Annotated in this window: 24 protein-coding genes; 21 read left to right on the forward strand and 3 right to left on the reverse strand. The window is 71.7% G+C overall.

The window, feature by feature from the left end:
* The first annotated feature begins 115 nt into the window (after positions 1 to 115).
* The 5 genes from VAB18032_RS04590 to VAB18032_RS04610 all read left to right on the forward strand — a co-directional run bounded on the left by VAB18032_RS04590 (position 116) and on the right by VAB18032_RS04610 (position 8,733).
* Positions 116 to 1,156, forward strand: a complete 1,041-nt coding sequence (locus VAB18032_RS04590; protein ID WP_013731618.1) for a S66 family peptidase — start codon at positions 116 to 118, stop codon at positions 1,154 to 1,156.
* Positions 1,157 to 1,553: 397 nt separating this feature from the next.
* On the forward strand, positions 1,554 to 5,252 hold the full coding sequence (gene mfd / locus VAB18032_RS04595; RefSeq protein WP_013731619.1) for a transcription-repair coupling factor: 3,699 nt from the start codon (positions 1,554 to 1,556) through the stop codon (positions 5,250 to 5,252).
* A 65-nt stretch (positions 5,253 to 5,317) separates the two neighbouring features.
* Positions 5,318 to 6,091 carry a hypothetical protein gene (locus VAB18032_RS04600; RefSeq protein ID WP_013731620.1) on the forward strand — a complete coding sequence of 258 codons (774 nt, stop codon included), beginning with the start codon at positions 5,318 to 5,320 and terminating at the stop codon, positions 6,089 to 6,091.
* A 2-nt stretch (positions 6,092 to 6,093) separates the two neighbouring features.
* On the forward strand, positions 6,094 to 7,065 hold the full coding sequence (locus VAB18032_RS04605; protein WP_013731621.1) for a nucleoside triphosphate pyrophosphohydrolase: 972 nt from the start codon (positions 6,094 to 6,096) through the stop codon (positions 7,063 to 7,065).
* Between the two features lie 48 nt (positions 7,066 to 7,113).
* Positions 7,114 to 8,733: a DUF885 domain-containing protein gene (locus VAB18032_RS04610; RefSeq protein WP_013731622.1), complete on the forward strand. Its 1,620-nt coding sequence runs from the start codon at positions 7,114 to 7,116 to the stop codon at positions 8,731 to 8,733.
* Positions 8,734 to 8,736: 3 nt separating this feature from the next.
* Here the strand turns inward: VAB18032_RS04610 and VAB18032_RS04615 are convergent, their stop codons facing one another.
* Positions 8,737 to 9,423, reverse strand: coding sequence for a hypothetical protein (locus VAB18032_RS04615; RefSeq protein WP_013731623.1), 687 nt, complete (start codon positions 9,421 to 9,423; stop codon positions 8,737 to 8,739).
* 209 nt (positions 9,424 to 9,632) lie between these two features.
* On the opposite strand from VAB18032_RS04615, the gene eno reads away from it, so the two are divergent.
* From eno to VAB18032_RS04635, 4 genes are read left to right on the forward strand one after another with little or no spacing between them, the layout of a single operon-like run.
* Positions 9,633 to 10,916 carry a phosphopyruvate hydratase gene (eno, locus tag VAB18032_RS04620; protein ID WP_013731624.1) on the forward strand — a complete coding sequence of 428 codons (1,284 nt, stop codon included), beginning with the start codon at positions 9,633 to 9,635 and terminating at the stop codon, positions 10,914 to 10,916.
* 30 nt (positions 10,917 to 10,946) lie between these two features.
* Positions 10,947 to 11,585 (forward strand): FtsB family cell division protein, encoded by a 639-nt coding sequence (locus VAB18032_RS04625; RefSeq protein WP_013731625.1) that lies wholly within the window; start codon positions 10,947 to 10,949, stop codon positions 11,583 to 11,585.
* A gap of 22 nt (positions 11,586 to 11,607) precedes the next feature.
* The gene (locus tag VAB18032_RS04630) at positions 11,608 to 12,165 is read left to right on the forward strand and encodes a DUF501 domain-containing protein (RefSeq protein ID WP_013731626.1); all 558 of its coding nucleotides are present in this window, start codon (positions 11,608 to 11,610) and stop codon (positions 12,163 to 12,165) included.
* Complete coding sequence (locus tag VAB18032_RS04635; protein WP_013731627.1) at positions 12,162 to 12,695, forward strand: amino-acid N-acetyltransferase; 534 nt, start codon at positions 12,162 to 12,164, stop codon at positions 12,693 to 12,695. The genes VAB18032_RS04630 and VAB18032_RS04635 overlap by 4 nt, the downstream gene beginning before the upstream one ends.
* A gap of 59 nt (positions 12,696 to 12,754) precedes the next feature.
* Here VAB18032_RS04635 and VAB18032_RS04640 read toward each other — a convergent pair whose 3' ends face one another.
* Positions 12,755 to 12,955 (reverse strand): DUF397 domain-containing protein, encoded by a 201-nt coding sequence (locus VAB18032_RS04640; protein WP_013731628.1) that lies wholly within the window; start codon positions 12,953 to 12,955, stop codon positions 12,755 to 12,757.
* A complete protein-coding gene (locus VAB18032_RS04645; RefSeq protein WP_013731629.1) occupies positions 12,946 to 13,764 on the reverse strand; it encodes a helix-turn-helix domain-containing protein in 819 nt (272 codons plus the stop codon). The genes VAB18032_RS04640 and VAB18032_RS04645 overlap by 10 nt, the downstream gene beginning before the upstream one ends.
* Before the next feature lie 203 nt (positions 13,765 to 13,967).
* Here VAB18032_RS04645 and VAB18032_RS31495 point away from each other — a divergent pair, with 203 nt between their 5' ends.
* The 12 genes from VAB18032_RS31495 (at position 13,968) to VAB18032_RS04705 (ending at position 22,282) form a co-directional block, all read left to right on the forward strand.
* Positions 13,968 to 14,189 carry a hypothetical protein gene (locus tag VAB18032_RS31495; protein WP_043719721.1) on the forward strand — a complete coding sequence of 74 codons (222 nt, stop codon included), beginning with the start codon at positions 13,968 to 13,970 and terminating at the stop codon, positions 14,187 to 14,189.
* Entirely contained in the window at positions 14,186 to 14,524 is a 339-nt protein-coding gene (locus tag VAB18032_RS04655; protein WP_013731630.1) for a hypothetical protein, read from the forward strand. Before VAB18032_RS31495 ends, VAB18032_RS04655 begins: the two co-directional genes overlap by 4 nt.
* Positions 14,525 to 14,574: 50 nt before the next feature.
* Positions 14,575 to 15,516, forward strand: a complete 942-nt coding sequence (locus tag VAB18032_RS04660) for a Ppx/GppA phosphatase family protein (protein WP_013731631.1) — start codon at positions 14,575 to 14,577, stop codon at positions 15,514 to 15,516.
* 35 nt (positions 15,517 to 15,551) lie between these two features.
* Positions 15,552 to 15,755: a ribbon-helix-helix domain-containing protein gene (locus VAB18032_RS04665; protein WP_013731632.1), complete on the forward strand. Its 204-nt coding sequence runs from the start codon at positions 15,552 to 15,554 to the stop codon at positions 15,753 to 15,755.
* On the forward strand, positions 15,752 to 16,129 hold the full coding sequence (locus tag VAB18032_RS04670) for a type II toxin-antitoxin system death-on-curing family toxin (RefSeq protein ID WP_013731633.1): 378 nt from the start codon (positions 15,752 to 15,754) through the stop codon (positions 16,127 to 16,129). Before VAB18032_RS04665 ends, VAB18032_RS04670 begins: the two co-directional genes overlap by 4 nt.
* Before the next feature lie 215 nt (positions 16,130 to 16,344).
* Complete coding sequence (locus tag VAB18032_RS04675) at positions 16,345 to 17,031, forward strand: dienelactone hydrolase family protein (RefSeq protein WP_013731634.1); 687 nt, start codon at positions 16,345 to 16,347, stop codon at positions 17,029 to 17,031.
* Entirely contained in the window at positions 17,024 to 17,764 is a 741-nt protein-coding gene (locus VAB18032_RS04680) for a uracil-DNA glycosylase (protein WP_415877988.1), read from the forward strand. The genes VAB18032_RS04675 and VAB18032_RS04680 overlap by 8 nt, the downstream gene beginning before the upstream one ends.
* A gap of 18 nt (positions 17,765 to 17,782) precedes the next feature.
* Positions 17,783 to 18,571: a DUF4129 domain-containing protein gene (locus tag VAB18032_RS04685; protein WP_043722985.1), complete on the forward strand. Its 789-nt coding sequence runs from the start codon at positions 17,783 to 17,785 to the stop codon at positions 18,569 to 18,571.
* Entirely contained in the window at positions 18,568 to 19,152 is a 585-nt protein-coding gene (locus tag VAB18032_RS04690; RefSeq protein WP_013731637.1) for a hypothetical protein, read from the forward strand. Before VAB18032_RS04685 ends, VAB18032_RS04690 begins: the two co-directional genes overlap by 4 nt.
* The gene (locus VAB18032_RS04695) at positions 19,152 to 20,159 is read left to right on the forward strand and encodes an AAA family ATPase (protein ID WP_013731638.1); all 1,008 of its coding nucleotides are present in this window, start codon (positions 19,152 to 19,154) and stop codon (positions 20,157 to 20,159) included. The genes VAB18032_RS04690 and VAB18032_RS04695 overlap by 1 nt, the downstream gene beginning before the upstream one ends.
* 6 nt (positions 20,160 to 20,165) lie before the next feature.
* Positions 20,166 to 21,542, forward strand: coding sequence for a DUF58 domain-containing protein (locus tag VAB18032_RS04700; protein WP_013731639.1), 1,377 nt, complete (start codon positions 20,166 to 20,168; stop codon positions 21,540 to 21,542).
* A 176-nt stretch (positions 21,543 to 21,718) separates the two neighbouring features.
* Entirely contained in the window at positions 21,719 to 22,282 is a 564-nt protein-coding gene (locus VAB18032_RS04705; protein ID WP_050814694.1) for a hypothetical protein, read from the forward strand.
* Positions 22,283 to 22,359: the final 77 nt, after the last annotated feature.

Genomic DNA, 22,359 nt, shown 5'->3' on the forward strand with positions numbered 1-22,359 from the left:
GATCGGCGGATATCAGTGCTGGTCGGGGCGGGTAGGGCCGCCCCGAGCGGGTGCCGGTGTGCGGGCCGCCGAAACCGAGCTGCGGTGATCAATCCCACGTCGGTACCGTCGGGGCGTGGCAGCGTTGATCTACCCGCCCAAACCCCGGCCCGGCGACCGCGTCGCGGTCGTCTCACCCTCGGCCGGTCTGCCGGCCATCTTCCCCCACGTGTACGAGTTGGGGTTGCGTCGGCTGCGCGAGGAGTTCGGCCTGCAACCGGTGGAGTACCCGACCACCCGGATCATGGGCGCCGACCCGCGTGAGCGCGCCCGCGACCTGACCGCCGCCTTCGCCGACCCGAGCATCACCGCCGTCCTGGCCACTGTCGGTGGCGACGACCTGATCACCGTCACCCCGTACCTGGACGACGAGGTGCTGCAGGCCAACCCGAAGCCCTACTTCGGGTACTCGGACAACACGAACGTGCTCAACCACCTGCACCGGCTGGGGATGGTGAGCTACCACGGCGGCTCGGTGCTGGTGCACCTCGGGCGGCCCGGCACCCTGCACCCGCTCACCGCCGACTCGCTGCGCGCGGCCCTGTTCGGCTCCGACTGGTACGACCTGTCACCGGCTCCGCAGTGGGGCGACGAGCCGAACGACTGGAACGACCCCGACTGCCTGGCGGACGAGCCGGTGATGTTCCCCGGCACCGGTTGGCACTGGCAGGGCCCGGCGAGGGTGGTCGAGGGACGCACCTGGGGCGGCAACCTGGAGGTGCTGCACTGGCTGCTCGCCGCCGACCGGGTCGCCCCGGCGGAGTCGCTGCACGGCTCGGTCCTGCTGATCGAGACCTCCGAGGAGTTGCCGCCGGCCGTCGAGGTCTACCGGATGCTGCGCAACCTCGGCGAGCGTGGCCTGCTCGCCGGCTTCCCCGCTGCGCTGATCGGCCGCGCCAAGGCGTGGGAGTTCGGCCGCCGGCTCACCCCGCCCGAGAAGGCGGCGTACGCCCAGCAGCAGCGGGCCGCGGTCAGCCGGGCCTTCGCCGAGTACGCCCCGGACGCGGTGCTGGTCTTCGACGTGGACTTCGGCCACACCGACCCCCAGTTGATCATCCCCTACGGCGGCCTGGCCCGCGTCGACCCCCTCGCCCGCCGCATCTCCGTCCGCTACTGAAAAGGCCGGGAGGCCCGCCGTTTCGCCGAAACGGCGGGGTACGCAGCGGTGGGGAGCCGCCGTTTCGGCGTAACGGAGTCGATCAAGAGAGCCCCTGTGGTACGGCGCTCGGGGTGCGGCTGGCGGCTGGCCGCCGTACGGCGGTTGCGGTGGATAGCCGGGTGGCGGGTTGGTCACGGTACTCCGGTGTCAGACGGATACGGACATCCAGCGTGGGAAGCCGATCACAGGCAGGCGGCAGCGTCAATGTTCACCGGTGCGCGTGGGTGAGCCGGAGCACGGCAACAGCCGTGGACGGCGCGGGATCGTCGGCCCGGAGAGATAGTGTCGACCGGTATGACCCCCCGTCCGGTCGGACGCGGGGTGCTCGTCGTGTCCTCGCGTCTCGGAAGTGATCATGACTGCGCTCACCGGACTGTTCGCCGCCGCCCTTGCCGACCCGGGTCTGGCGCGGGTCCGTGACCTGGCGCGCTCCGGTGCGGCCCAGGTCGACGGGCTCGACCTGACCGCCCCGCCGGCCCTGCGCCCGTTCGCGGTAGCCGCCGTCGCGGCCGACCCCACCACCAGAACCGACAAGCAGGGCGGCGACAAGCAGGGCGGTGGCAAGCAGGGCGGCGGTGCGGGGCGGCCGGTGCTGGCGGTGACGGCGACCAGTCGCGAGGCCGAGGATCTGGTCGCCGCGTTGGGCTCGCTGCTGCCGGCCGAGCAGGTGGCGATCTTCCCGAGCTGGGAGACGCTGCCGCACGAGCGGCTCTCGCCGCGCTCGGACACCGTGGGCCGGCGGCTGGCGGTGCTGCGCCGGCTCGCGCATCCGGACGCCACCGACGCGCACGGGCGCACCGGGCCGTTGCGGGTGGTCGTAGCGCCGGTGCGGTCGCTGCTGCAACCGCAGCTCAAGGGGCTCGGTGACCTGGAGCCGGTGCGGCTGTCCGCCGGGGACGAGGCCGACCTGGAGCAGGTCGCCCGCCGGTTGACCGACATGGCGTACGCGCGGGTCGACCTGGTCACCAAGCGGGGCGAGTTCGCCGTGCGCGGCGGCATCCTGGACGTCTTCCCGCCCACCGACGAGCACCCGTCCCGGGTCGAGTTCTGGGGCGACGAGGTGGAGGAGATCCGCACCTTCGCCGTCGCCGACCAACGCACCATCGAGCAGGTTCCTCAGCTCTGGGCACCGCCCTGCCGGGAACTGCTGCTCACCCCGGCGGTCCGCGAGCGGGCCGCCGCGCTGGCGCAGCAGCACCCGGAGCTGGCCGAGATCCTGGACAAGCTGGCGGGCGGCGTACCGGTGGAGGGGATGGAGTCCCTGGCCCCGGCGCTGATCGGCGCGGACTCGATGGAGTTGCTGCTGGACTGCATGCCCGCCGGCACCCACGTCCTGCTCTGCGATCCGGAGCGGATCCGCACCCGCGCGCACGACCTGGTGCGTACCTCGGACGAGTTCCTGGCGGCCAGCTGGGCTGCGGCCGCAGTCGGCGGCCAGGCCCCGATCGACCTCGGCGCCGCCGCCTTCCGGACCCTGGCCGACGTACGCGCACACGCCGCGACCCTGCGCCAGCCCTGGTGGACGCTGTCCCCGTTCGGGCTGGCCGAGCCGGGTGTCGCGGCTGCCCGGCAACCGTGGGAGGACGAACCGGACACGGTCGACATCACCCCCGACGACGCGATCGCGGTGACGCTTGCCGCCCAGCCGGCACCGCTCTACCACGGTGAGACCGCCCGGGTGGTCGACGACCTGAAGCGGTGGGCCGGCGAAGGCTTGTCGATCGCGCTGGTCTTCGAGGGGCACGGTCCCGCCCAGCGGGCCGTGGAGGTGCTGCGCGACGGCGGCCTGGGTGCCCGGCTGACCGAGCAGGTGCCGGCGGCCCCCGCCGCCGGCGAGCTGCTGGTCACCTGCGGCAGCCTGACCGGTGGCTTCGTCGACGAGGCGGCCCGGTTCGTGCTGCTCACCGGCAACGACGTCACCGGTGGTCGGGGCGCATCGACCCGGGACATGCGCAAGATGCCGAGCCGGCGGCGCAACACCATCGACCCGCTGGAACTGCGCGCGGGTGACCACGTGGTGCACGAGCAGCACGGCATCGGCCGGTACGTGGAACTGGTGCAGCGCACGGTCAACGGCGCGTCCCGCGAATACCTGGTCATCGAGTACGCCCCGAGCAAGCGCGGCCAGCCGGGCGACCGCCTCTTCGTCCCCACCGACCAGCTCGACCAGCTCAGCCGGTACGTCGGCGGCGAGCAGCCCACCCTGCACAAGATGGGTGGCTCGGACTGGCAGAAGTCCAAGGCCCGGGCCCGCAAGGCGGTCAAGGAGATCGCCGCCCAGCTGATCCAGCTCTACGCCGCTCGTAAGGCGTCCAAGGGCCACAACTTCGGGCCGGACACGCCGTGGCAGCGGGAGTTGGAGGACGCCTTCCCCTGGCAGGAGACACCCGACCAGCTCGCCGCCATCGACGAGGTCAAGCGGGACATGGAGCAGAGCGTCCCGATGGACCGGCTGATCTGCGGCGACGTCGGCTACGGCAAGACCGAGATCGCGGTGCGCGCGGCGTTCAAGGCGGTGCAGGACGGCAAGCAGGTGGCAGTGCTGGTGCCGACCACCCTGCTGGTGCAGCAGCACTACAACACCTTCGCCGAGCGGATGAGCCAGTTCCCGGTGACCATCCGGCAGCTGTCCCGGTTCCAGACGCCGAAGGAGGCCGAGCAGACGCTGGAGATGGTGGCCAACGGCAGCGCCGACATCGTCATCGGCACCCACCGGCTGCTGGCGGCGTCCACCCGATTCAAGTCGTTGGGGCTGGTCATCGTCGACGAGGAGCAGCGCTTCGGGGTCGAACACAAGGAACACCTCAAGTCGATGCGGGCCGCGGTCGACGTGTTGAGCATGTCGGCCACCCCGATCCCGCGAACCCTGGAGATGGCGATCACCGGCATCCGGGAGATGTCGACAATCGCCACTCCGCCGGAGGAGCGGCATCCGGTGCTCACCGCTGTCGGGGCGTACGACGACCGGCAGGTGGCCGCCGCGATCCACCGTGAGCTGCTCCGCGACGGCCAGGTCTTCTACCTGCACAACCGGGTCGAGTCGATCGAGCGGACCGCCCGCAAGCTGCGGGAACTGGTGCCCGAGGCCCGGGTCGCGGTGGCCCACGGCCAGATGGGCGAGGAAGCCCTGGAGAAGGTCATGGTCGGCTTCTGGGAGAAGGAGTTCGACGTCCTGGTCTGCACCACGATCGTCGAGTCCGGCATCGACATCCCGAACGCCAACACCCTGATCGTGGAGCGGGCCGACCTGCTCGGCCTGGCCCAGCTGCACCAGATCCGGGGCCGGGTGGGCCGGGGTCGGGAGCGGGCGTACGCGTACTTCCTCTACCCGCCGGACAAGCCGCTCACCGAGCACGCGCACGAGCGGCTGGCCACCATCGCCCAGCACACCGAGCTGGGCGCCGGCATGTACGTGGCGATGAAGGACCTGGAGATCCGGGGCGCCGGCAACCTGCTCGGCGGTGAGCAGTCCGGGCACATCGAGGGCGTCGGCTTCGACCTGTACGTCCGGATGGTCGGCGAGGCGGTGTCGGCGTTCAAGGGCGAGCAGCCCGAGGAGGAGACCGACGTCAAGATCGACCTGCCGGTGGACGCCCACCTGCCGCACGACTACGTGGGTGTGGAACGGCTCCGCCTGGAGATGTACCGCAAACTCGCCGAGGCGCGCGACGAGGAGCGGCTGCGCGAGGTGGCCGTCGAGATGACCGACCGGTACGGCGAACCGCCCGCCCCGGTGCAGAACCTGATCGCGGTGGCGCGGTTCCGGCTGCTGGCCCGCCGTTACGGCCTGACCGACGTCAGCGTGCAGGGCAAACACCTGCGCTTCAGCCCGCTGCCGCTGCCCGACTCGAAGCAGATGCGGCTCAAGCGTTACCACCCCGACTCGGTCTACAAGACCGCGTTGGACCAGGTGAGCGTCCCGCGTCCGACGACCCGCCGGATCGGCGGCGAGCCGCTGCGCGACCAGGCCCTGCTGGACTGGTGTGCCCAGTTGCTCTCCGACGTCCTCGGTGCCCCCACCGCCGCCCAGCCCGCCACCGCCGGAGCCCGCTGACCCACCAGTCGGCTCGGCGGAACCCTCCCAGCCAGGGCGGGAACCGGTCATGAGAGAGTGACGGAATGCGTGCTCGCCGTCTTGTCGCCGTCGCCAGCGTGGCGGTCGGCCTGGTTGCCCTCTCCGGCTGTCGTTCCGAACCCGGTGTCGCCGCCTACATCGGTGATCACTCGGTCACCGAGGACGCGGTCACCGCGCTCATCGACGACGCGCGGGCGAAGAACCCGGCGCCGACCGAGGAGGACGCGGCCATGCCGGGGCAGCAGCCTCGGCTGCCCGGGCGCAGCGAGGTGGTGAGCGTTCTGGTGCTCAGCGAGGTGTGCGAGCGGGTCTCCGCCGCCGAGAACTACCGGCCCCAGAACGTCGTCGACCCGGCGCAGATCGCCCAGGGCGTCGGCATGAACCCCGAGACCGAGTACGTGCGGCGCACCGCCGAGCTCTACAGCTGCCTGTCCGGCATCCCGGTCGGCGAGCCGGTGGCCCCGACCCAGCAGGAGCTGACCGAGCTGGTGAACGCCGGCAAGCGGGCCGGCGCGGTGCCGGCCGAGGTGACCGTGGAGGAGGCCGCCAGCCAGCTCGACGGTGAGCAGTTGCGCTACGCGCTGGCCAACCGCAACTCGCTTGCCGAGGCGGTCGAGGCGTACGACGTGACGGTCAACCCCCGCTACCGTCCGCTGGTGTTCCCGGTGTTGAGCTTCTCGGGCGCGACTCCGATCGTCGCGGTGGGTGTGCCGCTCGGTGAGCCGGCCTCCACGGCGGTCACCGACGTCTCCACCCCGAAGCCGCAGCCGGCGGACCAGGCGGACGAAGGGGACCACGCGGGTCACGGGCACGGCTGAGCATGCCCCGGATCGTCCTGCTGGTGACCTCGCCCCGGTTGCCGGCCGGTCTGCTGACGGCAGCCGCCTGGGATGTCGTACGCACGGCTGTGGTGTTGGCCGGGGCGGAGAGCGAGCTGGCCACGGCGATCCGGTCGGCGGGCGGGCAGGTGCGGGTGCCGGACGGCCCGGCGGTGCCGGCGCTGCTGGACGCCGCGGTGGCCCACGACACGGTGGTCTGGTTGGCCGGCCCGGCCGGTGACGAGGCGCTGGCCCGGGAACTCGGCCTGCGGCTGGCCCGGGAGCCGGGCCTGGCCGAGATGGAGCTGATGTACGGCTCCTGGGATCCACCCGGTGCCCGGCTGCTCGACGCGGTGGCGGTGCTGGACCGGCTGCTCTCGCCCGGCGGCGACCCCTGGAAGCGGGCGCAGACCCACCAGAGCCTGGCCGGCTTCCTGCTGGAGGAGTGCTACGAGGCGTACGACGCGATCGTGGCCTCGGACACCGACTCGCTCCGCGAGGAGTTGGGCGACGTGCTGCTCCAGGTGGTGCTGCACGCCCGGCTGGCCGAGGAACTGCCCGAGGGCGAGCGGTGGACCATCGACGACGTGGCCGGCGGCCTGGTCGACAAGATGATCCGCCGTAACCCGCACGTCTTCGCCGGTGCCGAGGCAGGCAGCCTGGAGGAGATCACCGCCAACTGGGAGCGGATCAAGCAGGCCGAAAAGGCTCGTAAATCGGTGCTGGACGGCATCGCCCTGAGCCAACCCGCCCTCGCCCTGGCCACGCAGATCCTGGACCGCGCCACCCGCGCCAACCTCACCGCCCCCCTCCCCACCCCCGAATCCCAACCAACCCCCGAACAGACCCTGGGCGCCACCCTCCTCTCCACAGTGGCCGAAGCCCACCAGGCCGGCCTGAACCCCGAATCCGCCCTCCGCCACACCACCCTCACCTACGCAAAAACCCTCCCCACCCCCACCCCGTCGAGTTGATCAACAAGCTGGCGGTGGGGCGTCGGCCCTGGTGGGTAGGGTCGGGGGATGGAGCGGTTCGAGGTGGTGGCGGAGCGGATCGTCGAGGCGCTGCTGGTCAGTCGGCCGGGGTTGGCCGCGGTGGCGGGGGATCATCGGTTTGATGATCGGTTGCCGGATCTGAGTGCTGACGCTGTCGCGGGGGATCGGGCGATGCTCGTTGACGCGGCGAGCGTGTTGTGTGAGATCGATGCGGATTCCCTCGATGTCGAGGAGCGGGTGGATCATGCGCTGCTGTCCACGCTCGTCGACCGGCAACTGTTCGAGCTGACCGAGATCCGCGAACACGAGTGGAATCCGCTCGTGCACAACCCCGGGCCACTGCTGAACGGGCTGTTCGTCAGGCCGTACGCGCCGGCCGAGCAACGGCTGGCCGCACTGGTCGGCCGGCTGACCGCCGTACCGGATGCGCTGGCCACCGCGCGCGCGACGCTGCGTGACATGCCCCGCGTGCACGCCGAGACGGCAGTTGGGCAGTTCACCGGCACGGCCGCGCTGATCCGCGACGAGGTGCCGGCGCTGCTCGAACAGGCACCGGCGTTGCTGGACCAGGTCGAACCGGCGGCCACCGGCGCGATCGCCGCGCTGGAGGAGTTCGTCGCCTGGCTGCGCGCCGGCCTGGCCGCCGACACGGGGCCCGGCCGTGACCCGCGACTGGGCCGACGCCGGTGGGAGGCGCGGCTGTGGTACGCCCTCGACACCGAGCTGAGCGCCGCCGAGATCCAGCGCCGGGCCTGGGCGAACCTGGACCGGGTCGGCGAGGAGATCCGCGCGGCGGCGGTCGAGCTGGTCGGCGGCCCGGCCGACGACGAGACGGTACGCCGAGCCCTGGACCTGCTCGCCGCCGAGCACCCGGACGACCACACCATCGTCGACCTGGCCTCGATCACCATGGACGAGGCGAGTGACTTCGTCCGCGCCCACGACCTGGTGACGGTGCCGGACGACAGGTGTGTGATCCAGGTGATGCCGGAGTTCGCCCGGGGCGTGGCGGTGGCCTACTGCGACGCGCCCGGTGCGCTGGAGACGGCCGAGGTGCCCACGTTCTACTGCATCGCGCCCACCCCGGCGGACTGGCCGGCGCACCGGGTGGACTCGTTCTACCGCGAGTACAACGACCACATGATCCGCAACCTGACCGTGCACGAGGCGATGCCGGGACACTTCCTCCAGCTCGCCCACGCCCGCCGTCACGTCGGCTCCACCCGGGTCCGGGCGCTCACCCGTTCCGGTCCGTTCGTGGAGGGCTGGGCGGTCTACGCCGAGCAGGTGATGGCCGAGCACGGCTTCGGTGGCCTGCCGGTGCGTCTGCAGCAGCTCAAGATGCAGCTGCGGATGACCCTCAACGCGCTGCTCGATCAGTTGGTGCACGCCGAGGAGCTGCCCGAGGCCGAGGCGATGGCGCTGCTGACCGGACGCGGATTCCAGGAGGAGGGCGAGGCGGCGGGCAAGTGGCGACGTGCCCTGCTCACCTCCACCCAGCTGTCCACCTACTTCGTCGGCTACAGCGAGGTGGCGGAGATCGCCGCAGACCGCCCGGCCGAGGTGTCGATCCGCGACTGGCACGACGCGATGTTGGCGCACAACTGCCCACCGCCGCGCCACCTGCGCACCCTGCTGGGGTGGTGAGGATCAGGAACCGGCCCGACGGCGGTCCACGATCCCGGCGCCCTGCGGCAGCTCGAAGGTCGCCCCGTCGACCTGCTCCTGGAATCGGCTCAGCGCCAGCTCCACCGGCTCGCCGTCGACCCGACCGGTGAAGCTGCCCAGCGCCCCCTCACCGGTCACGCAGGCGGAGAAGTTCTCGACGGCCTGCTGCACCTCGACGCAGGTGGCGAGGAGACCGGCGACGGTGGTGCCGCTCTGGGTGATCACCGCGCCCGGGTCGAGGCCGGCGGCGGTCAGCAGCCCCATCACCATCGGCGGGGTGACCAGACCTTCCCGCTCGGCGGCGGCGTAGACGACCGTCGAGGGGTTGCTGTCCGCGGCGGGCGGGGCGTGCAGGGTGCAGACCGTACGTTTGCCCTCGGTGTCGCAGCGGGCGGTCGCCTCGGCGGTGACCGTCAACTTCCCACCCGGCCACTCGTACGCCGACCGGGCCGGGTCCTGGGCGATGAGGGCGGTCTGTCCTCCGCCGAGCTGGTACTCCGCCGAGTAGGTCAGTTCCAGCGCCCGATCCATCCGGGCGGCCAGATCGTTGACGATGTCGGTCCGCCCCATGGCCCGCCCGGCGTCGTCCAGGGCCTGACAGCCGGTGACGGTGAGCAACATGACGGCTGACGCGGTCAGCGCACGAAGGGTGGCCGAGGGGGCGGGCATGGTGACCAGCCTGATCGATCGGATCCCGCTCGTGCAAACCCGTTGTCGGTTGACGCACGAGAATCCGGGAATGTCCGACCCGTCCCTACGGACCAGTGCGGCCCGGTCGCGGTGTGGGCAGGCGGGGACCGATACGCTGCGTTCAACACCTGCCTCAGCCGCACCGTCGCGGCCGATACCGGACGAGACCACACAAGAGGAGCGACTCAGTGGCAACCATCGAGGTAATCGAGGCTCGGGAGATCCTGGACTCGCGGGGTAACCCGACCGTCGAGGTCGAGGTCGGGCTCGACGACGGGACGATCTCCCGGGCGGCCGTGCCTTCCGGCGCCTCGACCGGCGCCTTCGAGGCGATCGAGCTGCGCGACGGTGACAAGGGCCGCTACCTGGGCAAGGGAGTGGAGAAGGCGGTCGCCAACATCGAGGACCGGATCGTCGACCAGCTGATCGGCTACGAGGCCAGCGAGCAGCGGGTCATCGACCAGAAGATGCTCGACATCGACGGCACCGACAACAAGGCCGAGCTGGGCGCCAACGCCATCCTCGGGGTCTCGCTGGCGGTGGCCAAGGCCGCGGCCGGCAGCGCCGAGCTGAGCCTGTTCCGCTACCTCGGTGGGCCGAACGCGCACCTGCTGCCGGTGCCGATGATGAACATCCTCAACGGTGGGGCGCACGCCGACAGCAACGTCGACATCCAGGAGTTCATGATCGCGCCGATCGGCGCGCCGAGCTTCCGGGAGGCGCTGCGTTCCGGTGCCGAGGTCTACCACGCGCTGAAGTCGGTGCTGAAGAAGAAGGACCTGTCGACCGGGCTCGGTGACGAGGGCGGCTTCGCCCCGAACCTGCCCACCAACGCCGCCGCGCTGGACCTGATCGCCGAGGCGGTGGAGAAGGCCGGCTACCGGCTCGGCACCGACATCGTCTTCGCCCTCGACGTGGCGGCCACCGAGTTCTTCTCCGACGGGACGTACACCTTCGAGGGTGTCGCCAAGACCGCCGAGGAGATGAGCGAGTACTACACCAAGCTCGCCGACGCGTACCCGATCGTGTCGATCGAGGACCCGCTGGCCGAGGACGACTGGACCGGCTGGCAGACGCTTACCGCCGCGGTCGGCGACCGGATCCAGATCGTCGGCGACGACCTGTTCGTCACCAACCCGCAGCGCATCGCCCGGGGCATCGCCGAGAAGGCCGCGAACGCCGTCCTGGTGAAGGTCAACCAGATTGGCTCGCTGACCGAGACGCTGGACGCGGTCGACCTGGCCCACCGGGCCGGCTTCAAGTGCATGATGAGCCATCGTTCCGGCGAGACCGAGGACACCACCATCGCCGACCTCGCGGTGGCCACCGGCTGCGGCCAGATCAAGACCGGTGCCCCGGCCCGCTCGGACCGGGTGGCGAAGTACAACCAGCTGCTGCGGATCGAGGAGGAGCTGGCCGACGCGGCGCGGTACGCCGGCGCGGGCGCTTTCCCGCGCTACCGTTCCGCCTGAGCCGATGCGAGACCTCGGGGGAGGGGTGTGATGCACCAGCGCCGCACGCCGGGTGGTCAGCGACCGGCCCGCCGGCCGGCTCGCCCCGGCACCGGCCGGGGCACGGTTCGCGACGGCGGGGTGCGCGCGCAGTCGCGGGCCGCCGGTCGCGCGCCGTCGGCCGCTCGCGGTGCCGAGGGCGTACGCTCCGCCAAACGGCCTGCCGCCAGGCGGGCGGCGGCCGGCGGGGTGACCCGGATGGCCGCCCCCCGACCCCGAGGTCTCACCGGACGCGCCACCGTCCTCATCGCGGTGTTGATCGCGTTGGCGTTGGCCTACACCTATCCGGTCCGGGTCTACCTGGATCAGCAGGCCGACATCGAACGGATGGAGGCCGCGCAGGCGGCCCAGCGCGAGTTGATCGCCGAGCTGACCAGCCAGGCCGAGAAGTGGCAGGACGATGCGTACATCGAGACGAAGGCCCGGGAGCGGTTCTTCATGCGTCGGCCCGGCGAGAAGATGGTGATCCTGCTGGAGGATCCGGCCGGGGCGGCCCGGGACGCGGGCGAGAGCGGGCAACCGACGGCACCGGTCGAACCGGACGCCTGGTACGAGACCCTCTGGTCGAGTGTGCGGGCCGCGGACGCCGCGCAGACCGACGCCGAGACCGCCCCGCAGCTGGACGAATGAGCACCGAACGAGAGATGGCACCGTGACTGTCGTACCACCGCCGGAGCCGGCGGCGGCTTCCGTACCCCCGCCCGAGCGTGAGCCGGCCACCGACGCCGACCTGGCCGCGGTGGCCGCGCAGCTCGGCCGCCCGCCCCGGGGGACCCGTGCGGTGGCCCACCGCTGCCCCTGCGGCCTGCCCGACGTGGTGGAGACGACCCCCCGGCTGGCCGACGGCACCCCGTTCCCGACGCTGTACTACCTGACCTGCCCTCGGGCGACCGCCGCGTGCAGCCGACTGGAGTCGGCCGGGCTGATGCGGGAGATGGCGGACCGGCTGGCCACCGACCCGGAACTGGCCGCCCGCTACCGCGCCGCGCACGAGGACTACCTGGCCCGCCGGGACGCCATCGCCGAGGTGCCGGAGATCGCCGGCATCTCGGCCGGCGGCATGCCGGGCCGGGTGAAGTGCCTGCACGTGCACCTCGGTCACGCGCTCGGCGCCGGGCCCGGAGTCAACCCGTTCGGTGACGAGACCCTCGACCTGGTCGAGCCCTGGTGGACGGCCGGGCGCTGCGTCGACGTGCCGGAGAGCGAGTGACCGCCGAGGCGACGCAGGCGGTGCCCGACGACATCGTGATCCGGCGGGCCCGCACCGCCGACGTGCGGGCCATCCGGCGGCTGGTGGACACCTACACCGACGACCGACGGCTGCTCAGCAAGGCCACCGTGACCCTCTACGAGGACGTGCAGGAGTTCCGGGTGGCCACCCGGGTCGGCGACGGCCGGGTGGTGGGCTGCGGCGCGCTGCACGTGATGTGGGAGGACCTGGCCGAGATCCGTACCGTCGCCGTCGACCCGTCCTGCCGGGGACGGCGGATCGGGCACCGGATCGTCGCCGAGCTGATCGACGCGGCCCGCGAGCTGGGCGTGGCCCGGATCTTCGTACTGACCTTCGAGACCAGCTTCTTCGCCTCGTTCGGCTTCACCGAGATCGACGGTGCGCCGGTCCCGCACGCGGTCTACGAGCAGCTGCTGCGCTCCTACGACGAGGGTGTCGCCGAGTTCCTCGACCTGGAGCGGGTCAAGCCGAACACCCTGGGCAACACCCGGATGCTGCTGCGGCTCTGACTGCTGGGCCAGCCGGCATACGCCGAAGCCCCGGTGGGGGCTTCGGCGTCAGGCGGCGGTCAGGCGGTTGGGCTGACCGTCTTCGCCAGGGTGACGAAGCTCGCCCAGGCGGTGGGGGTGAAGGCGAGGGTGCCGCCGTCTCGGTCCTTCGTGTCGCGGACGAGCACGACCCCGGTCAGGTTGTCGGCCACCTCCACGCACGACCCGCCGTTGCTGCCGGAGTAGCTCGACTTGCGCCACCTGGCATCTGTCATGTCCATGTCTGCGCCGCTTCCTTGATTAGCTGGAGGGACTGCCTGCGGGGGAGCGCCTCACCCCGGACCGCCTCCCAGGTCCGTTGCAGGGCGGCCAGGTCGTCGGTGTGGTTGACGATCTGCGCCCGGACCTGGTGGTCGAGGTGGGCCACCTCTGAGCCGTCGCTCAGCGTGGCGAGGATGAACCCTCCCTGCAACCCAGAGTAGAGCCCGGTCTCCTCCGGCACCACGAGGATCTGCACGTGCGGCAGCTCGGTGATCTTGACCAACTGTTCGAGCTGCTCCCGCATGATGTCGGTACGCCCGTTGATGCCCCGTCGGAGCACCATCGCGTCGAGTACCGCCACCACCGGCACCGGCACGTCCCGGGTGAGGATCGCCTGGCGGTCCAGCCGGGACGCGACCCGCTGGTCGACCTGGTCGGGTAGGAGCAGGCCGTCGCTCATGGTCGCGCGGGCATATGCCTCGGTCTGGAAGACGCCGGGCAGGTACGCCGGCTCGTACCACCGCAGCAGCGCCGCCTCGCGTTCCAGCTCGATCCACTCCCGCAGCCACGACGGGGTCTGCTCCAGCTTCGACAACTCCCGCAGCATTCGACCGAACCGCCCTTCCGCCGCCTCCGCGTCGAAGGTCGGGTCGTGGGCGCGGTCGACGGCCAGCATGTAGTCCTTCGTGGGCGGTCGGCCGCCGGTCTCGACCGAGCTGACGTGCGAGCCGGAATAGCCGATGGCACGGCCGAAATCGTCCTGACTCAACCCGAGGTGAGCCCGGAGCAGCCGCAGTTCCTCACGTACGTAGTCGATCGCGTTGCCCATCGATTCCTCACCTCTGCCCAATTCCGCTCGACGTCTCGTCAAACCGGCTCTGTAGCCGCTTCCACCTGCGCAGATGCCGCGAGCACCTATCGATGTCCCTGCGGTCCTATGCAGACTCCCACACATACGGATTCGCTCCTATCCAAGAAGGGACGGGGTGGATTTCGTGTCGGGGCCGCCCCTGGACTTCCCCCGTACCGGGGGTGGCCCCTATCCCGATCACCGATGTGCCGGAGGCCGATGTGCGTACCCGACCGTTTCTTTGCCCGACGGTGGCCCTCGCCGTCCTGCCACGTCGCCGACGCGGCACCCACCTGCCCGAATGGCTGCGCGAGCCCACCCAGCCGCTGCCGCTGCAACGCCCCGGCCGCCCCGGCTGGCTCACCCCCGGCCAGCAGTGGCGGGCGGACGGCGGGCAACGATGATCACCACTCAACTCGTGCCGGGCCGGGGTCCGCACCCTGTGCGCCCGTACGCCAGCGGGGTGAACGCCCCACACACCCCGCTGCGGCCGATGTGGTGCTGTCGGGTCGACGGGCAGCCCTGGCCCTGCGCCGAGGCGCGGCTCCTGCTCCGCGCCGAGTTCGACCGCAACGCCGTCGGCCTGACGATCTACCTCGCCGGCCTGATGTACGAGGCCATGCGCGATCTCTACCACCTCAACCCACATGACGGACCCGAGCCGACGGCGTTGTTCGACCGGTTCGTCGGTTGGGCGGGACGGGGGCGGAACGCCCGGCAGGACGGCGACGGCGAGTAGGCGTTCGCGGCGCTGCGGGGCTATATAGGGTGACCGACGTGACGACGCGTGTGGCCGCCATCGACTGCGGAACCAATTCCATCCGGTTGCTGGTCGCCGACCTGCCCGACCCGTCGGCGGGCTCGACCGCACCCCTGGTCGACCTGACCCGGCGAATGGAGATCGTGCGGCTCGGTCAGGGGGTCGACGCGACCGGCCGGCTGGCGCCGGAGGCGATCGAGCGGACCCGGGTCGCGTTGACCGACTACGCCGCCGACATCGCGAAGCTGGGCGCCGAGCGGGTGCGGATGTGCGCCACCTCGGCCACCCGGGACGCGGAGAACGCCGCCGACTTCCGGGCCATGGTGGAGCAGACCCTCGGCGTACCGCCCGAGGTGGTAAGCGGCGACGAGGAGGCCCGGCTCTCCTTCACCGGCGCGGTGCGGGGGCTGCCCGCCGACGCGCAGTCGCCGTACCTGGTGGTGGACATCGGTGGCGGTTCGACGGAGTTCGTCGTCGGCAGCCGCGACGCGGGCGTGCACGCCGCGATCTCGATGGACATTGGCTGCGTCCGGATGACCGAGCGGCACCTGCACGGCGACCCGCCCAGCCTCGACGAGGTCGCCGCCGCGCAGGCGGACGTCGCGGTCGCGGTGGACCGGGCGCTGACCGCCGTGCCGGGACGCGAGGCGGCCACCCTGGTCGGGCTCGCCGGTTCGGTCACCACCGTGGTCGCGATCGCCCAGGAACTCACCGAGTACGACCCGACCCGCATCCACCACGCCCGCGTGTCGTACGACCGGGTGGCCGAGGTGACCGCGCGGCTGCTGACCCTGACCCGTGAGCAGCGGCTGGCCATCCCGGTGATGCACCCCGGTCGGGCCGACGTGATCGGTGCCGGGGCCCTCGTCCTCCGCGTGATCATGGAGCGGGCCGGCATGGATTCGGTGGTCGCCTCCGAGCACGACATCCTCGACGGCATCGCCTGGAGCCTGGCGGCGACCTCGAGATAGGTGCTTCCCCTGCGTGTGGCCGGTATGATTTCCATATGGTCACCACGGTCAATCTCCCTGACGGACTGCACGAACGGCTCAAGCAGCTTGCCGAGCAGGAGCACCGGTCGATGAACGCCACCATCGTTGTGGCCGTCGAGGAGTACGTCTCGGCGCGCAATCATCGTGCCCGCGTGCGGGATCTTGCGCGGGAGGTTGCCGAGCGTGACGCCGAGCTGCTGCGGCGGTTGGCGGAGTGATCAACTATCTCGAGGTCGACGACCTCGTGGAGATCGCCTCGATCGTGTTGGGTGAGACGCCGCAGGTCCGTGATTTCGGTCTGCTCTCTTCGGCGGTGGTCCGCCCGGCCACCGTGGCGTTCGGCCAGGAGGCTTATCCCGACCTCTGGGCCAAGACCGCCGCGCTGCTGCACTCGGTCTGCATGAACCACGCGCTGATAGACGGGAACAAGCGTCTCGCCTGGGCGGCGGCGCGGGTGTTTCTGGCCCTCAACGAGGTGCCGATCCAGGATGTCGACGTTGATCAGGCCGAGGCTCTCGTGATGTCGGTGGCCAGCGGCACCCTGACCGAGGTTTCGGACATCGCCCGCGAGCTCCGCAAGCTCTATGTCTGAGCCTTCGACAGAAACGCTGTCGCAGATGCCGGACGGTATTTCCTGGAATCTCGCCGATTGAGACGTCTTCCGCAGCGGCCAGCACGGATGCGAACAGGAGGTGAATGCCACTGTTTCGGCATCTTCCGGCGGGAGGTCACCGCGTGGCAGGCTACCGGCACGTAGGACCACTGGGCGACCAGCCAACGATGACTGACCGCTAGGAGGACGGGCCGATGGGCGAAATGGTGACCTACCGTGGCGGTGGCGGTACGGGTGAGGGATACCTCGCGATACCGGCCACCGGTACGGCAAGTCCCGCGGTGATCGTCATCCAGGACTGGTGGGGGCTCGCGCCGCACATCCGGTCGGTGGTGGACCGGTTCGCCGAGGCGGGCTTCGTCGCCCTCGCCCCGGACTTCCGGCACGGTGAGCCGGCCGGCAAACCGAGCGAGCCGCAGCAGATGTTGAACGGGCCGCAGATGGACGAGGCGGCGCGGGAGATCGCCGCGGCCGCCGAGTACCTCGCCGGCCGACACGAGGTCACCGGCAAGATCGGCTGTGCCGGGTTCTGCGCCGGGGCCAGCCTGGCCCTGTGGGCCGGGAACTTCTCCGAGCGGATCGTCGCCACCACCGCGTTCTACCCCCGCCTGCCCTGGGAGGGCATGCGGTCGGAGTGGACGGAGTACGCCGGGAAGGACGCCCTCGTGCACTGCTCCGAGGCGGACGGCACCTCGGCCGACCCGGGCGTGCAGACCGTACGCCGGGCCATCGAGAACGCCGGTGGCACCTGCCACCTGCACGACTACCCGGGCACCGCGCACGCCTTCTTCAACGAGGACCGGCCGGAGCACTTCGACCAGCGCGCCGCCACCAGCGCCTGGGCCCGCAGCCTCGAACTCTTCCGGGCGAAGCTTGGCTGAGTCGCGTACCCCCGCCGAGGTGGTCGCCCGCGCCGCGCGGGCGACCGACCTGGCCGACCTCGACGCAGCGGTGAGCGACTGTTTCGCCTGCCCGAGGTTGGTCCAGTGGCGGGAGGAGGTGGCGCGCACCAAGCGGGCCGCCTTCCGGGACCAGGAGTACTGGGGCCGGCCGGTGCCCGGCTTCGGCGACCCGGCGGCGCGGATCGGCATTCTCGGGCTGGCCCCGGCGGCGCACGGCGGCAACCGCACCGGGCGGATCTTCACCGGTGACCGTTCCGGCGACGTCCTCTTCGCCGCCCTGCACCGCGCCGGGCTGGCCAACCAGCCGACAAGCGTGGCCGCCGACGACGGGCTGACCCTGCGGCACACCCGGATCTTCGCCGCCGTCCGCTGCGCCCCACCGGACAACAAGCCCACCCCCGTCGAGCGGGACACCTGCGCGCCCTGGCTGCATCGAGAGGTCGCTCTGATCCGACCGACGCTGCGGGTGGTGGTCGCCCTGGGTGCCTTCGCCTGGGCCGCGTGGTGGCCGGTGTCGCGGGACGTCTATGGCGTCGCCGCGCCCAGCCCGCGACCGTCGTTCGGCCATGGGGCACACTGGTCCGGCACGGCCGTACCGGAACTGCTCGGCTGTTACCACGTCAGCCAGCAGAACACCTTCACGGGACGACTGACACCAGGGATGCTGGACGACGTGTTCACCGAGGCGAAACGGTTGGCCGGGGTGGACTGAGGCTGCGGGGTGGTGGCGATGACGGACAGGACCCCTGACCTGCCCGGCGTACGCCCCGGTGCCCCGGAGGCAGACCGAATGGACTTCGTCCGCAGGTGGTGGTCGGTCGCGGTGGTGGCCGCGTTGCTGGCTGCCGTGGCGTTGGCCGCCACCCATTCCTCCATCGGGGCCAGCCGGATCCCGCCCGCCGTGCAGGACGCTCCCTTCGTGCTGGAATACCCGACCGGCGACCCCAGACCCTCCATCCCGGCCGAGCCGCGGCAAGCCGCCGAGCAGGCCAGCACGGCTCTCCCCGCCTGGCTCGGCACGGTGGCCGTGGTGCTGCTCGGGATGGCGCTGCTGGCCGCCCTCAGCTATCTGGGGTGGAGCGTGATGCGGTCGGTGGCCCGGCGGGTCACCCGGCGGCTGCCGGTCGGCGTCACCCGACGCAACGCCGAAGGCACCGCCCGGGAGGTCGTCGCCGCGGTCGACGCCGGTCTGGTCGAACTGGACGACCGCTCCACCGACCCCCGGACCGCGGTGATCGCCTGCTGGGTACGCCTCGAAGAGGCCGCCGCCGCGGCCGGGGTGCCCCGGCTGACCGGCGACACCCCGACCGACCTGGTCACCCGGCTGCTGCGCGGCGACCCCTCCGCCGGTGTGCCGGCCATCGTCAGCGCCGATGTGCTTGCCGAGTTCGCGAACGTCTACCGGGAGGCCCGCTACGCCACCCGGCCGGTCGACGAACACACCCGCGACCAGGCGCGGGCCGCCCTGCGCCGGTTGCGCGGTGAACTCGCCGCCACGGTCGAGCAGGTGACGACGTGAGCAGCACCAGCATCGACGACCTGCTCAGCTTCTCCGAGGACCGGCCGGTCCAGCCCGAGCAGCGCCCGGCCGGGTGGTTACGGTCGGTCGCCACCTTCCTCGGTGTCGCCGCCGCCAGCACTGTGGTGCTCGTCGCCGGGCTCCGCGCTGTCGGCCTGCGGGTGTCGTTGCTGGTGCTGGTGGCTGCGGTGGTCACCCTGCTGCTGGTGCGTCGCATCGTCGTCCTGCTGGCCCCGCCGTCGAGGCCCACGCGGTCCACCTCAGGTGCCGGTGGCGAGGAGGACGGCATGTACAACTGGGATGCCCGGGACGCGTTGCGTACCGCGGTCAAGCGTTGGGAAGTGCCGCTGGAGTGGTCGAAGTCCCGCCCGGAGCGGTTCGGCGAGGTGGTCCTGCCTCGGCTGGCGGAACTGGCCGACGAGCGGCTCCGCCTCAAGCACGGCGTGACCCGTGAGTCGGACCCGACCCGGGCTCGTGTTCTGCTGGGTGACCGCCTGTGGATGTTCCTGGAAACCCCGCCTCGTCGTACCCCCTCACCGCGCGACCTCGCGGTGATCGTCGCCGAACTGGAGAAGATCTGATGAACGACACCGCCCGGACCATGCCCCCCACCGAGGTCGGTCACCTCGCCCGGGCGGTACTGGACGCGGTGGGCCAGGTCGTGGTCGGCAAGCGGGACGCCCTGGAACTGGTGCTCGCCGGCATCCTCGCCGGTGGCCACGTGCTGCTGGAGGACCTGCCCGGCCTGGGCAAGACCCTCACCGCCCGGTGCTTCGCCCAGGCGCTCGGGTTGGACTTCCGGCGCCTGCAGTTCACCCCGGATCTGTTGCCGGCCGATGTCACCGGCTCCTTCCTGTACGACCAGCGCAGCGGGGACTTCACCTTCCGGGCCGGGCCGGTCTTCACCAACCTGCTGCTGGCCGACGAGATCAACCGGACGCCGCCGAAGACCCAGTCGGCCCTGCTGGAGGCGATGCAGGAGAAGCAGGTCTCGGTGGAAGGCGTGACCTACCGGCTCGACGAGCCCTTCCACGTGCTGGCCACCGCGAACCCCATCGAGTACGAGGGCACCTATCCGCTTCCGGAGGCGCAGCTGGACCGGTTCCTGCTGCGGGTGTCCTTCGGCTATCCGCCGCAGGACGAGGAGTGGGAGGTGTTGCGCCGCCGGATGGCCCGCCGCCGCGAGGAGGCCGACATCAAGCCGGTGGTCGATGCGGCGACCCTGCGGGCCATGCAGGCCGCGTTGGAGGACGTCACGGTGGAGGATTCGGTGGGCCGCTACATGGTGGCCTTGACCGCGGCCACCCGCGAACATCCCTCGGTGCTGGTCGGCGCCTCGCCGCGTGGCTCGTTGGCGTTGCTGCTGCTGGCCCGGGTACGGGCGGTGCTCTCCGGGCGGGACTTCGTGGTACCGGAGGACGTCAAGGAGGTGGCGGTGCCGGCCCTGGCCCACCGGATCACCCTGCGACCGGAGATGTGGCTGCGTCGGGTCGATCCGTCCTTCGTGGTCGGTGAGGTCCTCGACCAGACCCCGGCACCGGCCAGCGGGGCACTGCCCAGCTACGCCGCCGGGCGGCAGGGGATCTGACCCGACGTGAGGCTCGCGGATCGATCGGCACCGGCCAACTGGGCGCCCACCTCGGCGCTCGGTCGGGCGGTGCTGCTCACCGGGCTGCTGCTGGTCGCGGCGGTGCTGCTGGGCCGGGTGGACCTGATCGTGCTGGCCGCCCCCTTCGCCCTCGGCACGGCGTACGCGCTGCGCAATCGCCCCACCGAGCTGCCCCGGGTGTGGGTCAGTGTCGACGAGGGGCACCTGGTGGAGGGCGGTGAACTGGTCGGCCGGGTCAGCGTCGGCAACCCGGACGCGACCCCGTACGACGTGGCCGTGCTGCGTACCCGGGTCTCGCCCTGGTTGCGCATCGAGCAGGCCACCCTGGCCGGTGGCGCGGTCAGCGGGCGCAGTGGCGACCGCCGTTCGGTGACCGACCGGCCGTTCGTCACCTCGGTGGACCCGGACACCGCGGTGGATCTGGAACTGACCGGCACCGCCCTGCGCTGGGGGCGGCACCCGTTCGGACCGGCCGGGGCCCGGGTCGCCGCCGCGCAGGGCCTGCTGGTCTCCCGCGCGGTGATCGCCGAACCGGTCGTCAATCGGGTGTACCCGAAAACCGAGCCTTTCGAGGCGGTCAACGCGATGCCGCGGGCGGCCGGGCTGGTCGGCGCCCACCATTCGCGGCGGGCCGGAGAAGGGGGAGAACTGGCCGGGGTACGGGTCTTCGCCCCCGGCGACCGGCTCCGCCGCATCGACTGGCGGGTGTCGCTGCGGGCCCGGCAACTGCACGTGGCCGCCACCCTCTCCGACCGGGACGCCGAGGTGGTCGTCCTGCTGGACGTGCTGGCCGAGGCGGGCCGCTCCGGCGGCATCGCGGGCGCGGCCACGGTGCTGGACACCACCGTCCGGGCTGCCGCCGCCATCGCCGAGCACTACCTGCACCGGGGCGACCGGGTGGCCCTGCTGGAGTACGGCCCGAACGCCCGGCGACTGCGCCCGGCGACCGGCCGGCGGCAGTACCTGACCGTCCTGGAATGGCTGTTGGACGTCAAGGCGCAGCATTCCCCGCACGAGCCGTACGACCAGGTCTTCGGCTCGCAGCTGCTCTCCGCGGACGCGCTGGTGGTGGTGCTCACCCCGCTGCTGGAGGAGCGGTCGGCGCAGATGCTGGCCCGGCTGGCCCGCTCGGGACGGTTCGTGGTCGCCGTGGACACCCTGCCGGCCGACCTGTCGCCCCCCAAGGACCGGGGCTGGGCCGAGGTGGCGTACCGGCTGTGGCGGCTGGACCGGGACACGATGATCGCGCAACTGCGCGAGCACGGCGTGCCGGTCGTACCGTGGGCCGGCGCCGGCAGCCTCGACCAGGTCCTGCGCGACGTGGCCCGCCTCGCCACCGCCCCCCGGGTCGGTGGCCGGTGAGCGCGAGGAACGCAGCGCAGCGGAGTCCCGCAGTCGCGAACGTAAGGTGGGCCCGGTGAGCGCGAGGAACGCAGCGCAGCGGAGTCCCGCAGTCGCGAACGTAAGGTGGGCCCGGTGAGCGCGAGGAACGCAGCGCAGCGGAGTCCCGCAGTCGCGAACGGAGAGCCAGCTCAGTGATCGGAAACCTCACCGGCCGGGTCAGGGGGTTGCAGACGGTGGCGAGCCGGGTCGCGCTGGCCCCGGTGCTGATCCGCCTCGGGATCTTCGTCAGCTCGCTGGCGGGCCTGCTGCTCGCGTACCCGGCCGAGGTCGTCGCGGGGCAGGCCCTGCCGGCGTTGCTCGGGGTCGCGGCGCTGCCCGCGCTGGCGCCGCGCCGGTTCTGGCCGACCTTCGCCGCGCTGGTCACCGTCGGCGGCTGGCTGATGGCCACCGACGGGTACGACCGGCCGGTCGCCCTGTGGCGGTTGACGGCCGTGGCGGTGCTGCTCTACCTCACCCACACCCTCTGCGCCCTGGTGGCGGTGCTGCCGTACGACGCGGTGGTGGACCCGGATCTGATCGTGCGTTGGCTCACGCGTACCGGCGGGGTGTTGCTCGCCACTGCCGTGCTCGGGGTGCTGCTGCTGGAACTGGGCCGCCTGGGGGCGGGCACGGCCGGCTGGCAGTTCGTCACGATCGCCGGTCTCCTCGTCGCGCTGGCGGTGACTGCGACGCTGGCCTGGCTGCTGAAACGCCGCTGACGGCGGGGACGAGCGACGTTTGGGGCGGTCCTGCCCGGGTGCCCGAAGTGCCGCGAGTGGCCTGAGTAGTCCAGGTC

The sequence above is a fragment of the Micromonospora maris AB-18-032 genome, from assembly GCF_000204155.1.
Taxonomy (GTDB): Bacteria; Actinomycetota; Actinomycetes; order Mycobacteriales; family Micromonosporaceae; genus Micromonospora; species Micromonospora gifhornensis.

Excerpts from the sequence above, each read along its gene's own strand:
- mfd (WP_013731619.1), top strand. The coding sequence starts at position 1,554 with ATGACTGCGCTCACCGGACTGTTCGCCGCCGCCCTTGCCGACCCGGGT.
- VAB18032_RS04600 (WP_013731620.1), top strand. The coding sequence starts at position 5,318 with ATGCGTGCTCGCCGTCTTGTCGCCGTCGCCAGCGTGGCGGTCGGCCTG.
- VAB18032_RS04605 (WP_013731621.1), top strand. The coding sequence starts at position 6,094 with ATGCCCCGGATCGTCCTGCTGGTGACCTCGCCCCGGTTGCCGGCCGGT.
- VAB18032_RS04610 (WP_013731622.1), top strand. The coding sequence starts at position 7,114 with ATGGAGCGGTTCGAGGTGGTGGCGGAGCGGATCGTCGAGGCGCTGCTG.
- VAB18032_RS04615 (WP_013731623.1), bottom strand. The coding sequence starts at position 9,423 with ATGCCCGCCCCCTCGGCCACCCTTCGTGCGCTGACCGCGTCAGCCGTC.
- VAB18032_RS04625 (WP_013731625.1), top strand. The coding sequence starts at position 10,947 with ATGCACCAGCGCCGCACGCCGGGTGGTCAGCGACCGGCCCGCCGGCCG.
- VAB18032_RS04640 (WP_013731628.1), bottom strand. The coding sequence starts at position 12,955 with ATGGACATGACAGATGCCAGGTGGCGCAAGTCGAGCTACTCCGGCAGC.
- VAB18032_RS04645 (WP_013731629.1), bottom strand. The coding sequence starts at position 13,764 with ATGGGCAACGCGATCGACTACGTACGTGAGGAACTGCGGCTGCTCCGG.
- VAB18032_RS04655 (WP_013731630.1), top strand. The coding sequence starts at position 14,186 with ATGATCACCACTCAACTCGTGCCGGGCCGGGGTCCGCACCCTGTGCGC.
- VAB18032_RS04665 (WP_013731632.1), top strand. The coding sequence starts at position 15,552 with ATGGTCACCACGGTCAATCTCCCTGACGGACTGCACGAACGGCTCAAG.
- VAB18032_RS04675 (WP_013731634.1), top strand. The coding sequence starts at position 16,345 with ATGGGCGAAATGGTGACCTACCGTGGCGGTGGCGGTACGGGTGAGGGA.
- VAB18032_RS04685 (WP_043722985.1), top strand. The coding sequence starts at position 17,783 with ATGACGGACAGGACCCCTGACCTGCCCGGCGTACGCCCCGGTGCCCCG.
- VAB18032_RS04695 (WP_013731638.1), top strand. The coding sequence starts at position 19,152 with ATGAACGACACCGCCCGGACCATGCCCCCCACCGAGGTCGGTCACCTC.